The following is a 15062-nucleotide window of genomic DNA, read 5'->3' on the forward strand; positions in this document are numbered from 1 at the left end:
GATCCCTAAATAGCGATATCTCGACCAGGCTCCGTGTCTCCTTCAAGCTGTTGCACACGCATTTCCCATGCCTCTTGATAGGAAGAGGAATTGTTGTATGCAGATGGTGCACCAAAGGCTGAGTTATCAATAAGGTGCAATATATTGTCTTGCACGTGTTGCTTTCCTTGCCATTTAATGGCGAAGGAGACCCCGGCAATACCGTCATCTATCTTATGTGGCTTCTGGAGCAGCAATAGCATAGTGACTGTTGCATCATAATCCGTAGGCTTGTCGCGGTTTTCGTCATTCGGAGCAGACTCGGAGAAATTGCCATCCAGATCACCGTCCAGGAAGCCACTCAAACGAAAACCGCCATAGGGACCCAGTTCGGGATCAAAAATAGCACCGTAGTTAGAGAATGTACTGATGAATTTAAAACGATAACTACTATTTTTTGATTCAAAGTAAAAGTGTGAAAAGCGCGGCGGAAAGTGAGGCATCATCTCAACCGCTGGTTCGGCCTCCCACTGGCTATCCAGCTCTTGGTTGCCATCCCGCGGCCAGAAATCGATAGCCGGTATTTTTCTGTTTTCTTCTTTAGGAATAAACACCGCGAAGCCTGCACCAGCATGGCCATCCAAACTAATATGAAAAGCATGAGTTGGCGGCACACCGAAATTCGGCGTAACACTGTCAAACGGCGGTGCTTCGGTTTTTGTAGAGAATTTTTTGTTGTCGTATTCAGGTAACGGGTCATTAATATCATAAAACTCAGCTTTTACATGAATAAGTGGAATGCCGCTACGCCACATCTGATCCACACCAATACGGTCAATCGCGTGAATATCATCCGCTTCGATGGAGATAGGCTTGCCTTTGCCGGCGGATGTCATAAGGTTACCGCTCATATCCTCCCAATGACTCGCACTGCAATAGGTTAGCGGCCAGCCACAGTGAATTGGATCAAAGTAGGCCAAACCGGAACCAAACGGGGCATAATTGAGTTTTTCATCATAAAACATGGCGTAACCGGGAAGGGTCTGACGCTTGTCGAAAGTAAGGGAGGGGGCCATGATTCCGCCGGCAAATCGGAAAACATCAAGTAACATAGGGTTTAAACGCACACCGGGATTCATCCATTGCACATCGACAATACTGGTAAACCCCAGCGCATGCCCGATTTCATGCATGGCGATACCGACAAAATCGTATTTGTCGCTTTCAACACGGTTTTGATCGTAAAAAAAGCGACCTGCATGCCTTAAATTAAAGCTGATATGGGCATCGGCGTGATTTGCCAGGGCTGCACCGAAATGCGGATCGTTAGCAGGTGTGATACCCAGGGCTTTGGCGTTTGCCAGGCTCAAACTGATGTCGTTCATAGGTGCACCTGTGTGGAGCACAGGTATCGCCATCGGCAGGGAGGACAGTAAACTGCGTTCTGTTGCATCAGCTTCCGCCAGTAAACTGTCCCGCACCATCACTGCCGGCGCAGTGGTTCGGCCGACCTGCACCGAAGCGAGTATGGAATCGGAAACAAAGAATTCCTCTTTTTGCCAGTCGACATTGATTTTTATTGTAATCGGGTCGCTAAAGTAGCTGCTCCACATAATACCCGCTTGTTCTATTGCATCCATTTCTACATTAGAAAGAGGAATAACACCCTTGTTAATGAACTCGAACTCAAGCGCATGAGGGAGATCGGCATAGAATAGGAAGCAGAGAACGGCTAATTGACAAGAAGCCTGTTTAAAAAATGACTGGATTGATAACCGGGCTGGCACGAAAATACACATTATTCCTTTCCTCACTCACTCCATTTAAAGCTGATGCAAACCAGTATTGTAGGGTCAGGCGGGGATTAAGCATTTAAATTTTGGACAAAGCTGTTTAATTTTTGGAACCGGCCTGGAAAAATGCGCAAGGAGGCACCGTATGGCAATACGGAAACAGAATTTCCAGTCGGTCGTGTTCGATAGATCAGGAAAAAGAGTCAGGGCCGACAGGCCGCATTGTCCCAGAAGCGAACGTTGTTAGAGGCAACTCTTCCGGTGGTGGGGTCGGGGGTAGTGGATAACCCTGCTTCACCGGGCTCTATAAGTCAGTTCTTGTTCTGGCAGACAGCCAGTCGGTAATTTTTCTTAATACAATCGGATCGATTGTCGTATTAATCCAAACATACTCTTCGACTTTCCCGGACTCCGAGGGCTGAAACAAGTGATTCAGGTTTTGAAATACAATCACCTCCGATTCAGGATTGGAAAGGGCGCTCTCCACAACGGGCGCATTTTCGACGGCTGAAACCTGCAGGTCTCTATCACCGAAGAGCGCCAGAACAGGCTTTTTGAATTGTCTGAGAGCCGGAAGCGGGTTGTAGTTCGCATAATACCGGGCCCAGTCAGAACCCCATACCTCCATATTTGCCTTTATTTCCGTTCGTGTGGCACCGTGCGATTTCAGTCGTGCTTCAATATGGCTTCTCGCATCTGATGTCGAGACGCTTGTCTTTAATATTTTTGTAATATCTTTAAACAAATCCTGTCCATGCTCTATGTCTTTTTGGGGCTTTCCCTGAGCACGAGTTACATCTGCTATTTGGGTCAATATGACATCTGGCAGCAACGGCAGGGCTGCACCCGCAAGAAGCACCATAAATGCTGCCGGAACGAGCTCTGCTGCAGCTGGGGCTATATAGCCGCCCTCTGAATGGGCAACAAAACCAATTTTTTCCTGATTGACTTCGGGGAGACCTTGAAGAAAGTGGTAAGCTGCTGCGGCATCCTTTGCGAAATCCTCCATTGTCGGTTTCCACATACCATCACTTACGAACTCTCCGGTACTATCGCCCACGCCTCTGTCATCATAGCGAAGTACGGCAAATCCACTACGGGTGAGATGATCTGACAGAACCAAGAAAGGTTTATGACCGACAGCCGTCTCATCACGATCCTGAGGGCCTGAACCTGTGATCATTATGGTCGCGGGGAATGGCCCTTCCCCATGAGGTACAGTTAACTCCCCTGCCAGAATCACATCGGTCCCCCCTCCCTTAAACTGAACGGGTTTGATGCGATACGGCCTCTTTTTTGGATTCTGCGGCCTTGGCAATAAGCCAAGCGAACTGGCACATAGAGCCACTAGCATGACTATGCCTGTAAAAAAAGAAAACTTTTTCAATACTTTCCTCTACTTTTATACTAAGCTACCTGCCAACTGCAATGACTCAGTCCGACTGCGAAACAAGGTCGCTAAAGAAGTTCTTCACCAGAACTTCTGACTCCCTCACATCCATATTGTTTTGTTTCGCCACTTTTTTTGCAATTTTGGCGATGGAAGTCTTGCCATCGACCTCGCCGGTCAATTGGGCATAGACCCGATGGGTAATGGTGAAATTACGAAAATACTGGTTTTTTGGAACAGCCTGCTGGATATCGAGAATCCAGCCGGGCATCGTCTGTGGGTTGTGCAGGGGTTTTACTGCGGCGACTTTCTGTGCCCGCCAGGTCCACACGTGCTCCATTCGATAGCCCGCATTATAGGGGGATTTTAAATAGGGTATCTCATGGGTTTTCAGTTCCAGAATGTTAAAACCCTGCGCCTCGGCAAGCTGTTTTACCTCTTCAATGCCGTAGCAGTGCAAATCACGTTTTTGATTAAACACCAGACTGCCAAAGTTAATCCACTGCCCCCCCAACGGCAAATACTGGTTCAGCTGCTGTACAAAGCGCCCGAATGCCAGCGGTTGAATATCAACAAGCCACGGCGTGATCACCGTATTAAAAGCTTCCGGTTTAAATGCCGGTTTGGTTGCATCACTGAACAGCAGGTGCAATCCCTGCGGCCATTGCAGGCCTTCGATCAGGTGCTCTACCGCGACAAACTCGCTGGCCCGCGGCTGTAAAGGGAATTCGTCGATACGGAGCTGTTTGCCGTCTAACAAATGCTTGAAACACATCATCAACAGTGGATTGATATCGGTGGCAACGGTAATATCCGGCTTTAATTCGCAGTGTAAATCCAATGCCAAACGACCCGCACCGGCCCCCAGCACCAGCATGTTTCCGAGGCTCTGCTGCAGGAGATGGGCCAGTACAAGGTCTTGGGTCAAGGCGTTTTCCTGCTCTCCCCACACCCAGTCGCGATACAGATTGGCCTCGTAGCTAAGCAGATTTTGGGTGCTTGGCGCCCGGTCTCTCAGCGCATCGTATACGGGTTTGCGGGTGACGCGGGCACTAACCACCGGCCGCAATAATTCACTGACACATCGCACAAAGCGTTTTTTCGCGGCCAAAAGGCGCTCCAGCCGGTCCAGTGTTGCGCCTTGGGCTTTTTTACACTCCGCCTCCAGGGCCTTGACTTCGCTTAACAACACCTGATTAAAGTGATTGAGCTTGGCTCCCCAATCCAGCAGAGAATGCTCGGCATTGGGCAAAACCCAGGGAATGTCATTGATCACAGGATAGCGCTGCGTAGCATCGTCCACCTGAAGCTGCCCGTCTACCAATTGCAGTGGTCTGCCACTAAGTGGACAAGCTAAAAGCTCACACAGTGATGCGGTCAAATTCATATACTTTTCCACCCCACTTAAAATGATAGATTTACCCTAAGCAGCACTCTTTCTTCTGTCACAGTATTTACAACACATGCAGAAGCGGAAAAGGTGTTGAAACAACTGTTCAGAACTTGGCTTTACTAGCCGTAGTATGTGGCGCTCCCCGGACCGACAGGCAGACCGAGAAGAAACACCCAAACATAAAATAATATCGTCCAGCCAAAAAGAAAGACAATGCTGTAAGGCAACATAGTGGCTATCAAGGTGCCGATACCAAGGTCTTTTTTGTAGCGCGATGCAATGGCCAAAATCAAGCCGAAATAACTCATCATCGGTGTAATGAGATTGGTTACTGAATCGCCGATACGATAGGCCGCTTGAATCACTTCGGGTGCAAAGCCAATAAGCATCAGCATGGGTACAAAAATGGGGGCTGTTACTGCCCATTGGGCCGATGCGCTGCCCAGCGACAAGTTGACGACACCGCACATGATAATAAAGAAAACAAAGACTTCGGGGCCATCCAGGCCCAGGGTTTGCAGCAGGCTCGCGCCTTTTACGGCCAGGACGGTACCCAGGTTGGTCCATTTGAAAAAGGCAACAAACTGAGCGGCAAAAAAGACCAGCGTAATGTACAACCCCATAGTGCCCATGCTTTTTGACATGGCATTGATTACGTCTCTGTCATTCCTCATAGTGCCGGCGGCGCGGCCGTAGACAAAACCGGTTATGCCAAAGGTGACAAAAATAAAGGCAACTATGCCTTTTAAGAAAGGAGACCCCGCCACGGCGCCCGTTTCGGGATGGCGCAAAATGCCGTTTTCGGGCACGACAGTGGCGGCCAGCAGCAGGCAAACGGTCGCAAAGGCAATACCAGCTATTTTGAGCGCTTTTATTTCCCGCGCAGAGGGCGGCACCATTTCACGCGTATCCAGCTCTACCGAGGCTTCGCTGGGGTCATAGGTGCCGAGCCTGGGCTCCACGATTTTCTCAGTCACAAAAGCGCCCATTGCTGCGACGACAAAGGTGCTGACAACCATGAAGTACCAATTGACCTCCGGCCCCACCACATAATCGGGGTCAATCATATGGGCGGCGGGTTCAGTAATGCCCGCCAGCAGCGGGTCGACGGTGCCGAGCAACAAGTTGGCGCTGTAGCCGCCCGATACACCGGCAAAGGCCGCCGCCAGACCCGCCAGCGGATGCCTGCCGAGCGAGTGAAAAATCATTGCCGCCAGGGGAATCAGCACCACATAGCCCAGCTCTGCGGCCGTATTCGAGACGATGCCGGCAAATACAATGGTGACTGTTACCATCCGCTTTGAGGCGTTCAACACCATGGCGCGCATGGCGGTGGCCAACAGCCCTGAATGCTCTGCCACGGCTACGCCCAGCAGCGCTACCAGCACCGTACCCAGTGGCGCAAAGCCGGTGAAATTAGTAACCAGGCCGGTGACAATGCGCTGCAGGCCCTCGGCGTTGAGCAGTGAAATCACTTCGATCATGCCATCGGGGTCCCTGCCCTTCGCGTCGAGCGGTCGCGGATCGGCCACGGCGATATCGAAGTAACCCAAAATTCCGCTGAGCAGGACAATAAAGGCGGCTAAACCGGCAAATAGCGTAATCGGATGGGGGAGTAAGTTGCCCAGCCACTCGACTGTGGCCAGAAAGCGGTTGAACCAGCCGGTATTCTGGCCGTCCTTGGATTCTTTATTCGTGTCTTCTATTAACAAGTCTGCCTCCCCTATGGCACATGGATTATCTATTTTCGAGCCATGGTAACGAATTTGCCAGCTGAGCGTTAGCCTTCTCCACAAATCCGCATAAACCTTATTCATTGTTCGAAATTTTCGAGGTCTCGGGGATGAATTCCCGGAGGACAGTCCACAGTGACCCTCAGTCAAGGGGATTTCCACAATCCATTAATCTGCCGGAGAGGTTTTCCACAAGTGATCCGGCTTCCCACTGAATATGGCTTAGCACGTTAACCCAATCCAATATCCAACTCTTCTGCCGAGATTTGTAATACACTAATGCTGATCTAGGATCACGGTGACCAGCCGTCCCTCCAAAAATCATTTAGGTAACGGAGATTGTAAGAGCGCTATTTGCATGCGGTACGGTAATTTTCCCACAGCGGATCTAGAGCCTTTCTATCTCAAGAAGCAAACAGAGAACCAATGAAAGTCCAATTGTTGAGTGATCTGCACATAGAATTCGAAAGCTATATATATCCAGATCATGATAGCGATGTTGTTGTTCTGGCTGGCGATATTCACGCCAAAGACCGAGGAGTTAAATGGGCTGTTCAGAATATACCCCATAAACCCGTAATATATGTCTTAGGTAACCATGAGTACTACGGTAAAGCCTACCCAAAACTGGCTTTGCAGCTAAAAGAGCTTGCGGCAGGCACGAACATTCATGTTTTAGAAATGGATGTCGTTACTATAGATGGTGGTAATTTTCTGGGCTGTGCACTATGGACCAACTTTGAACTTTTTGGCGATCCAAGATTCGCAGGCTATCAATGCCAGCAAAGAATGAACGACTACAAAAAAATAAAAATACTGCCCGGCTATTCCAAAATTCGTTCCGTTGACACTGCAGTGGCTCATCGGCAATCTTTACAGTGGCTAGAAAAGGAATTTCAATCACGGGCGGGACAAACGAATGTGGTCATTACACACCACGATCCGTCCATAGTGTCCGTACCTGTAGGCTTGCGAGAAGACATAACAAGCGCGGCTTATGTGTCAAACATTGACAGTTTTATTGAACAATATCAACCTGATTATTGGTTACATGGACATCTTCATAACAGCTCAGACTATATGATAGGCAGATGCAGGGTTATGTGTAACCCAAAGGGATACCCTGGAGAGGAAAATATACAGTATGACCCGCTGCTCAGTTTCACTGTGTAGTGCACCTTTACAAATAGGTTTTGGCGCTACTCACTAAAAGCTCCGTCCGTGGGCAGACCTACCCTTGGTATTTTTAGTCAAGTTCGGTAAAGCTTCTATGTAAAAATACAGATACATAAAAGGTCCGGACTACGAGCCTTTGGAGACGTTTTAAATCAATCTGGAATTCTTCGAAATCAAAAGTGGTGGCCAAGACCGGAATTGAAAGCGGCTCATAAGGGATCTGTTAGTTCGCTAACTCTCGGTCTAAAAGACAAAAAGTGATACAGCAACCAAATTTTGAACGAATAGGATATGGAATTCATTGTTGCGCGATGATCTTGTCCACCACCAGCTGTTCGATGATTTTCATGTCACTCGCTGCCTGAGCCTTGACCGCCGCCTGCAAGCTGGCCACCAGGTAGTACTTATTCACACCGGCCTCTTTGATACAAAACGCCTGAATATCAAGTGCCGGAATGTCGTGACCTTGCATAACCGCCAGCGCCTGTACCAACGATTGATTGTCGTTCCAGTGAAAGAAGGCCGAAAGGCGATCCTTAACAATGTCACGGGCATGCACAATCGGTATGTTGCCAAACTCGTGTGCAATCACGGTGGTTTCAGTAATTAGTTCATCGCCGGTGGTCAGCGGAGCGCTCGGGAATTCCACGGTAATGGGGGTGGTCGTATTCTCAAAAACCCGCCCCTTTTTGTGAAAGCCGAGTTTGGCCATCGCCGCGTGCAGAGTCTTGGGTTTGGCGTAGGAGACATCAACCATGTCAATGTCTTTTGTCAGGTAGCAGTTTTGCGAATAGATCTCCACGGCCAGCCCGCCTACCACAACCACCTCGATGCCGTGATCGGCCAGATGGCTGACTATCTCTGCGGCCAGAGCAACAATCTCAACACCCGCGTAATTGCTCACGACTTAGTTTCCCGCACCAGGTTCACGGCTTTGCCGGCCTTGCGCGGGCGTCGCCTGTCCATTGCCAACTCGCGGGCGAGATCGGTTGGGTAGCTTGCCAGCGCCTGTTTCAGCAGCTCTTTCAAGGGTGCAATGAACGGGTACCGCGGGTTGAGTCGAAACTGGCGCATCCCGCCCAGCGGCTGACTGGCGACGACGCCGTCGTCCTCCAAGCGCTGCAGTTGCTTTTGCACCGGAGTGAGCGCAATGCCGTAAAAATCGGCAATGCCCTTGCCGTAACCGCGCTCGCGCACGAGTAAGTAGAGTAAAATCTTCTCCTGGCTTTCGGCCCGAAGAATGCCTTTGAGGACAAACATGGTAACTACCTTGTGGGAAAGGTTAACTATATATTAGTTTTAATTACCTATAATATAGTTTACGCTCTGGAGTGACAAGAGCTGAGTTGAGCCATGCCCATACACCCACACATAGACACGCTTCCATATTTACTGGCAAATTGCCATATCTATCAACGCGAGATAAAAATATAAGCGTTATTGTTCACAAGTGTCTTTGTATCACGCTTTGTCTGCTTAACTTAGTGTCGGTCAGTGCATGGGACTAAAGAACCTTCAGGGGCTGGCTAATCGCACCGGATGACAAAAGCTTAAAATAGAAGAAAAAAACACTATAAGAAAATACAGAAACAAGAAAGGCCCGAACTACGAGCCTTTTAAGACGTTTTAAATCAACCTGGAATTCTTCGAAATCAAATATGGTGCCCAAGGCCGGACTTGAACCGGCACGGCTTGCGCCACTACCCCCTCAAGATAGCGTGTCTACCAATTCCACCACTTGGGCTAAAGCTGTCATCAACACTACTGCGGCAACTCGCTCGGTTCAGGTTCTTCGTCAACTACCGGCAGATCACCGGTGGTGTCTTCCTGCGTCTGATCGGGGTCAACCAGCGGTAGATCGGAGTCCGGAACCGCGGGGGCCTCCTCGCGCGACTCCTGCAACACCGGAATACCGGCGCCGGCCGCCACGTCCGCATTCTGTTTGGCCACGACGGCCAGGCCGAAACTGGTAGCGAAAAACAACGTTGCCAATACCGCCGTGCTGCGGGTAAAAAAGTTGCCGCTGCCCTGGCTGCCAAATACGGTCTGCGAAGCGCCGGCGCCAAAGGAGGCGCCCATTTCAGCACCCTTGCCCTGTTGCAACAAGATCAGGCCGATAATGGCCACCGCGGTCAATACGTGTACGACTAATATAAACTGTTCCATAAACGCCAGTCTGTTCTATAGCTGGTTTGCCTGCCACACCCGACAGTTACTCGGCCGCCCGGCAGATCTCGATAAATTCTTCGGCTTTCAACGACGCGCCGCCAACCAGTGCACCGTCAATATCCGTCTCGGCAAACAGGTCCGCCGCATTCGCCCCCTTGACGCTGCCGCCGTAGAGGATTCGCACCCCCAGGCCCTGCTCGCCCAACTGGTCGCGAATAAACGCGTGTACCTCCTGCGCCTGTTTAGGCGTGGCCGTGCGACCGGTACCTATGGCCCAGACAGGTTCATAGGCGATGACCGCCTGGCTGAAAGCGTCGCGGCCACAGGCCTCGATCACCACTTTCAGCTGCTCTCCGATCACCACCAGGGCGTCGCCGGCATCGCGCTGCGCCAGGGTCTCGCCGACGCAGAGAATCGGCACAATATCCGCTTTTTGCGCAGCGGCAAACTTCTGCGCCACCAAGGCGTCGGTCTCACCGTGATACTCGCGCCGCTCGGAGTGGCCGACAATCACATAGTGACAGTCCATCTCCGCCAGCATGGCAGCGGACACTTCCCCGGTGTAGGCTCCGCTGTCGTGAGGGCTGACATCCTGGGCGCCCACCCAGATGTTGGAGCCGGTCAGGCAGTCGGCAAGCTGTTGCAGATAGACAGAGGGACTACACACCCCCACTTCCGCTTGGTGAACCCCCTGCCAGCGACTCAGCAGCGCGCCCAGCAGCTCGGCATTGCGGCTGCGGGAGCCGTTCATTTTCCAGTTGCCAACAATCAGCGGACGACGCATGGTTTAAGCCTATTCACCGTTAATCTGCTCACCGTGAACCTGTTCACGGTAAAACCATTCACAGGCGATACAACCAGCCAGTCCCAAAGTTACATTGCCGACATTACTGGCCGGAGCTAATGGACCGCCGCCAAAGCGGGCGCCAATGGTAGCGGAGATGCCGGCGTTAAGCAACCGCCTTTTCCACCGCCGCAGCCAGCTCGCCGGCCAGCGTTTTGACCAGCGGCAGGTCTTCTCCCTCGACCATTACACGCACCACAGGCTCGGTGCCCGAAGGCCGCAACAGCACCCTGCCGCTGCCATCCAGACGCTGCTCCGCCTGCCCCACCGCCGCCTGGATAGCCTCGTTTTGGTCAAGGTTGATCCGCTGCGCCATTTTCACATTGATCATGACCTGGGGCAGTTTGGTCATCCCCTGTTTGGCCTCAAACAGGTTTACTCCCTGGGTCACGAGAGCCAACATGACCTGGAGAGCTGCCACAATACCGTCGCCGGTGGTGGTCACATCGCTGCAGACGATATGGCCGGAGGATTCGCCGCCCAACCGCCAGCCCTGCTGGCGCATGGTTTCCAGCACATAGCGGTCGCCCACCTTGGCGCGCGCAAAGGGAATCTCAAGTTCCTTGAGCGCCAGCTCAAAGCCGAAGTTGGTCATCAGGGTACCAACCACGCCGTCACAACCCTTGCTGTATTGTTTTTGATGAGAGGCAATAATAAACAGCAGTTCATCGCCGTCCACCAACTCACCTTTGTGATCGACAAATGCCACCCGGTCACCATCACCGTCAAAGGCAATGCCGAGATCGGCGCCGGACTCCACCACCTTGGCCTGCAGGGCCTCGGGTTTGGTGGAACCGCAGTCGCGATTGATATTCAAACCGTCCGGTTCGACGCCGATGGGGATTACCCGCGCACCGAGTTCGCGGAAAATATTCGGCGCCAGATGATAGGTGGCGCCATTGGCGCAATCGAGCACAATTTTCAGCCCCTGCAGGTTGAACCCCCAGGGCAGTGTGCCCTTGCAGAACTCGATATAGCGACCGCGGGCATCCTCGATGCGCTTGGCCTTGCCCAAGCGGTCGGCCATCACCATGGGCTGTTCCAGTTGCGCCTCAATAGCCAGTTCCACATCGTCCGCCAGTTTGCTGCCGTTGGAGTTAAAAAATTTGATGCCGTTGTCGTGATAGGCATTGTGGGAGGCACTGATCACGATCCCGGCCTGGGCCTGGAAAGTGCGGGACAAGTAAGCAATGGCAGGGGTGGAGATAGGACCGAGCAGACCGACGTCGACACCGGCATTGATCAGGCCCGCCTGCAGCGACGATTCGAACATATAGCCGGAAATACGCGTATCCTTGCCGATCAAAATCATATTCGGACCATCGAAGCGTTCGGCCAGAACCCTGCCCGCAGCCCAGCCCAGGTGCAACATGAAATCCGGTGTAATCGGCGCTTCACCCACGCGCCCGCGTATACCATCGGTGCCAAAATATTTACGTGCCATTAGTCAGTCCCATTGTTTGCCTCAAGTTATTCCCGTCGCCGGCGGCCTGCCGGCAGGAGTATATTTGTGTCAATCGCGACGAAATCACCGGCCATAATTGACTAGGCGGTGGCGACGGCGCGATACAGTTTTAACACATCTGCCGTGGCGGCGACATCGTGAACCCGCACAATATGTGCACCCTTTTGCACGGCCATCAGCATCAGCGCCAGACTCCCCGGCAGCCGATCTGCCAGGTCTCGCCCCAAGACTTTGCCGATCAAGGATTTGCGCGACAGGCCCACCAGCAATGGCTGCGCCATGGCAGCCAGTTTATCGAGCCCCTTGAGCAGGGCGAGGTTGTGCGCCACGGTTTTGCCGAAACCAAAGCCCGGGTCCAGCAGTATTCGTTGCCGGGGCAATCCCTGGCGCTCGCAGTCGGCCAGACGCCGGGCCAGAAATCCCGCGACATCGGTCACCACATCATCGTAGCGAGGTTCGTCCTGCATCGAACCCGGCTCGCCCTGCATATGCATCAGACACACCGGCAGGCCGGTTTTGACCGCTGCCGCGAGGGCACCCTCGCGGCGCAGCGCGCGCACATCGTTGATCAGGCCGGCACCGGCCGCCGCCGCCGCCGTCATCACCGCCGGCGAACTGGTGTCCACCGACACAATCACATCCATCTCGCGCCTGATGGCCTCCACCACCGGCACCACTCGCTGCAGTTCCTCTTCCTGCGAGACGGCGGCGGCACCGGGGCGGGTTGACTCGCCGCCCACATCGATTATCGCCGCCCCCTCCAGCACCATTTGCTGCGCTTTTTGCAGCGCCAATGACAGAGACAGACGGTCGCGCTCAAACAGGCTGCCGCCATCAGAAAACGAGTCCGGTGTGGTATTCAAGACGCCCATGATAGTGGGCTGGGACAAATCGAGGGTTTGGTCGGCGCAGCTCAGATACATCATTATAATTATGGCAGACAAAAATAAACGGGACCGGTATCAGAACCGGCCCCGTCCGTGTGCGGTGAATCAGTGCTCTTTGGCCGGCCCGCCGATGGGCCCGGCGCGTTTATCATCGTTCGCATCTTTGTTTTTGAGATGACGGTTAAAGTCGTCGTCCTGCCAGTCGTGGGGCGGGCGCACTTTACGGCGGTTCATCAGGTCGTCCACCTGCTCGGAATCAATGGTTTCGTACTCCATCAGCGCATCTTTCATCGATTCGAGAATATCGCGGTTCTCGTTGAGGATCTTGTCGGCGGTCTGGTAGCACTCATCGGTAATGCGCCTGACCTCCTCGTCGATCATCTTGGCAGTGGCACTGGAATAATTTTTGGTGGCCATACCCGGATAAGCACCTTCGTCCTCGCCGTAGTTGAGCGGGCCCAGCTTGTCGGACAATCCCCATTTGGTCACCATGTTGCGGGCCAGTGAAGTGGCTGCCTCAATATCACCCTGGGCGCCGGTGGACACGGCGTCGCTGCCACCCACCAAATCCTCTGCGATGCGACCGCCATAAGCCGAGGCGATACGCCCGAGCAGATAACGGCGGCTGGAGCTGTACTTGTCGTCCTCAGGCAGGTACTGGGTCACACCCAGGGCCCGCCCGCGGGGGATAATGGTTACCTTGTGTACGGGATCATGCTCGGGCATCAGGTAGCCGACAATCGCGTGCCCGGCTTCGTGATAGGCTGTCATCTCTTTGTCTTTTTCCGACATCACCATGGATTTGCGCTCGGCACCCATCATGATCTTGTCGCGGGCCTTCTCAAACTCCTCCATGGTGACGGTGCGCTTGTTGGCGCGCGCCGCAAACAACGCCGCCTCGTTGACGATATTGGCCAGATCGGCGCCGGAAAAGCCCGGCGTACCGCGGGCGATCACCGATGCCTTGACGCTTTCGTCCAGCGGCACCTTGCGCATATGCACCTTCAGGATCTGTTCGCGACCGCGAATATCCGGCAGTCCCACATACACCTGGCGATCGAAACGACCGGGGCGCATCAGGGCGCGGTCCAGCACGTCCGGGCGGTTAGTGGCAGCGATAACAATCACCCCCTCGTTGCCCTCGAAACCGTCCATCTCCACCAGCAACTGGTTCAGGGTCTGCTCGCGCTCGTCATGCCCGCCGCCATGGCCGCCGCCGCGGTGGCGACCCACGGCGTCGATTTCATCGATAAAGATAATACAGGGGGCCTGCTTCTTGGCCTGATCGAACATGTCGCGCACCCGTGAAGCACCGACACCGACAAACATTTCCACGAAATCGGAACCGGAAATGGAGAAAAACGGCACCTTGGCCTCGCCGGCAATCGCCTTGGCGAGCAGGGTCTTACCGGTACCGGGCTGCCCTGCCATCAGCACCCCGCGGGGAATCTGGCCACCGAGGCGCTGGAACTTGGAGGGATCACGCAGGTATTCCACCAGTTCCTGCACTTCTTCCTTGGCTTCGTCCACCCCGGCCACATCGGCAAAGGTGGTTTTGATCTGGTCCTCGCCGAGCAGGCGCGCCTTGCTCTTACCGAAGCTCATGGGGCCGCCGCGGCCGCCGGCGCCGCCCTGCATCTGGCGCATAAAGAACATAAATACGGCGATAATCAGCAGAATCGGGAAGCTGGCCACCAACAGTTGCTGCCAGATACTGGGCTGCTCGGGCTTGCGGCCTTTGACTTCCACCTCGTGGGCCAGCAAATCGTCCATTAACTTGTCATCGGCCAGCAGCGGTCGCACTACCTCAAACCGCGAGTTGTCGTCGTGGCGCTCACCCTCGATGATGACCCCGTCGATGGTGACGGATTTGACCCGGTCCGAACGCACTTCCTCGATGAAGTCGGAGTAGCTGAGCGTCTCCCGCGCGGCCTGGGGACTGAAGTTCTGGAATACGGTGAGTAGGACTGCGGCGATAATCAGCCACAACACCAAATTTTTCGCCATATCATTCAAAGGGTTACCCTCATAATCACAACTTAAACGGCAGCCTTGGGGCGCCGCCGCGCACACCTTCGCTACCTTTATACGTTCAGTGGGGCAAAACCGGTCAATTTAAACCCCAAAAACGTCGGCGGATCTGTAAAGTAAAGTATAGACACCGCCCGCCAAATACTGGTTGCCTGTGGTCACACTAGACCATTTGTGGTACCGATTTGCAAGCGACCAGGAA

12 protein-coding genes and 1 tRNA gene are annotated in these 15062 nt (G+C 53.4%); 1 reads left to right on the forward strand and 12 read right to left on the reverse strand.

Going from position 1 to position 15062, the window contains the following annotated elements:
* Positions 1-5: 5 nt before the first annotated feature.
* The 4 genes from FKG94_RS15915 to FKG94_RS15930 all read right to left on the reverse strand — a co-directional run bounded on the left by FKG94_RS15915 (position 6) and on the right by FKG94_RS15930 (position 6267).
* Entirely contained in the window at positions 6-1778 is a 1773-nt protein-coding gene (locus FKG94_RS15915; protein ID WP_142905323.1) for an NF038122 family metalloprotease, read from the reverse strand.
* Positions 1779-2076: 298 nt separating this feature from the next.
* Positions 2077-3159 carry an alpha/beta hydrolase family protein gene (locus tag FKG94_RS15920; protein ID WP_142905324.1) on the reverse strand — a complete coding sequence of 361 codons (1083 nt, stop codon included), beginning with the start codon at positions 3157-3159 and terminating at the stop codon, positions 2077-2079.
* Between the two features lie 46 nt (positions 3160-3205).
* Positions 3206-4549 carry a Trm112 family protein gene (locus FKG94_RS15925; protein ID WP_142905325.1) on the reverse strand — a complete coding sequence of 448 codons (1344 nt, stop codon included), beginning with the start codon at positions 4547-4549 and terminating at the stop codon, positions 3206-3208.
* A gap of 125 nt (positions 4550-4674) precedes the next feature.
* Positions 4675-6267: an AbgT family transporter gene (locus FKG94_RS15930; RefSeq protein ID WP_281284250.1), complete on the reverse strand. Its 1593-nt coding sequence runs from the start codon at positions 6265-6267 to the stop codon at positions 4675-4677.
* Between the two features lie 447 nt (positions 6268-6714).
* Here FKG94_RS15930 and FKG94_RS15935 point away from each other — a divergent pair, with 447 nt between their 5' ends.
* The gene (locus FKG94_RS15935; protein WP_142905327.1) at positions 6715-7461 is read left to right on the forward strand and encodes a metallophosphoesterase; all 747 of its coding nucleotides are present in this window, start codon (positions 6715-6717) and stop codon (positions 7459-7461) included.
* Between the two features lie 301 nt (positions 7462-7762).
* Here FKG94_RS15935 and FKG94_RS15940 read toward each other — a convergent pair whose 3' ends face one another.
* From FKG94_RS15940 to ftsH, 8 genes are all read right to left on the reverse strand, one after another.
* The gene (locus FKG94_RS15940) at positions 7763-8368 is read right to left on the reverse strand and encodes a nucleotidyltransferase (RefSeq protein ID WP_142905328.1); all 606 of its coding nucleotides are present in this window, start codon (positions 8366-8368) and stop codon (positions 7763-7765) included.
* The gene (locus tag FKG94_RS15945; RefSeq protein ID WP_142905329.1) at positions 8365-8724 is read right to left on the reverse strand and encodes a winged helix-turn-helix domain-containing protein; all 360 of its coding nucleotides are present in this window, start codon (positions 8722-8724) and stop codon (positions 8365-8367) included. Before FKG94_RS15945 ends, FKG94_RS15940 begins: the two co-directional genes overlap by 4 nt.
* Before the next feature lie 399 nt (positions 8725-9123).
* A tRNA-Leu gene (locus FKG94_RS15950) sits at positions 9124-9208 on the reverse strand.
* A gap of 17 nt (positions 9209-9225) precedes the next feature.
* Positions 9226-9630 (reverse strand): preprotein translocase subunit SecG, encoded by a 405-nt coding sequence (secG, locus tag FKG94_RS15955; protein WP_142905330.1) that lies wholly within the window; start codon positions 9628-9630, stop codon positions 9226-9228.
* A gap of 46 nt (positions 9631-9676) precedes the next feature.
* Positions 9677-10417 (reverse strand): triose-phosphate isomerase, encoded by a 741-nt coding sequence (tpiA, locus tag FKG94_RS15960; protein WP_142905331.1) that lies wholly within the window; start codon positions 10415-10417, stop codon positions 9677-9679.
* A gap of 166 nt (positions 10418-10583) precedes the next feature.
* Entirely contained in the window at positions 10584-11921 is a 1338-nt protein-coding gene (glmM, locus tag FKG94_RS15965; RefSeq protein WP_142905332.1) for a phosphoglucosamine mutase, read from the reverse strand.
* 101 nt (positions 11922-12022) lie between these two features.
* Positions 12023-12886, reverse strand: coding sequence for a dihydropteroate synthase (folP, locus tag FKG94_RS15970; RefSeq protein WP_425460051.1), 864 nt, complete (start codon positions 12884-12886; stop codon positions 12023-12025).
* A gap of 48 nt (positions 12887-12934) precedes the next feature.
* Positions 12935-14836 carry an ATP-dependent zinc metalloprotease FtsH gene (ftsH, locus tag FKG94_RS15975; RefSeq protein WP_142905333.1) on the reverse strand — a complete coding sequence of 634 codons (1902 nt, stop codon included), beginning with the start codon at positions 14834-14836 and terminating at the stop codon, positions 12935-12937.
* Between the last annotated feature and the right edge of the window lie 226 nt (positions 14837-15062).

Origin of the sequence: Exilibacterium tricleocarpae (genome assembly GCF_007004655.1) — a bacterium.
Taxonomy (GTDB): Bacteria; Pseudomonadota; Gammaproteobacteria; order Pseudomonadales; family Cellvibrionaceae; genus Exilibacterium; species Exilibacterium tricleocarpae.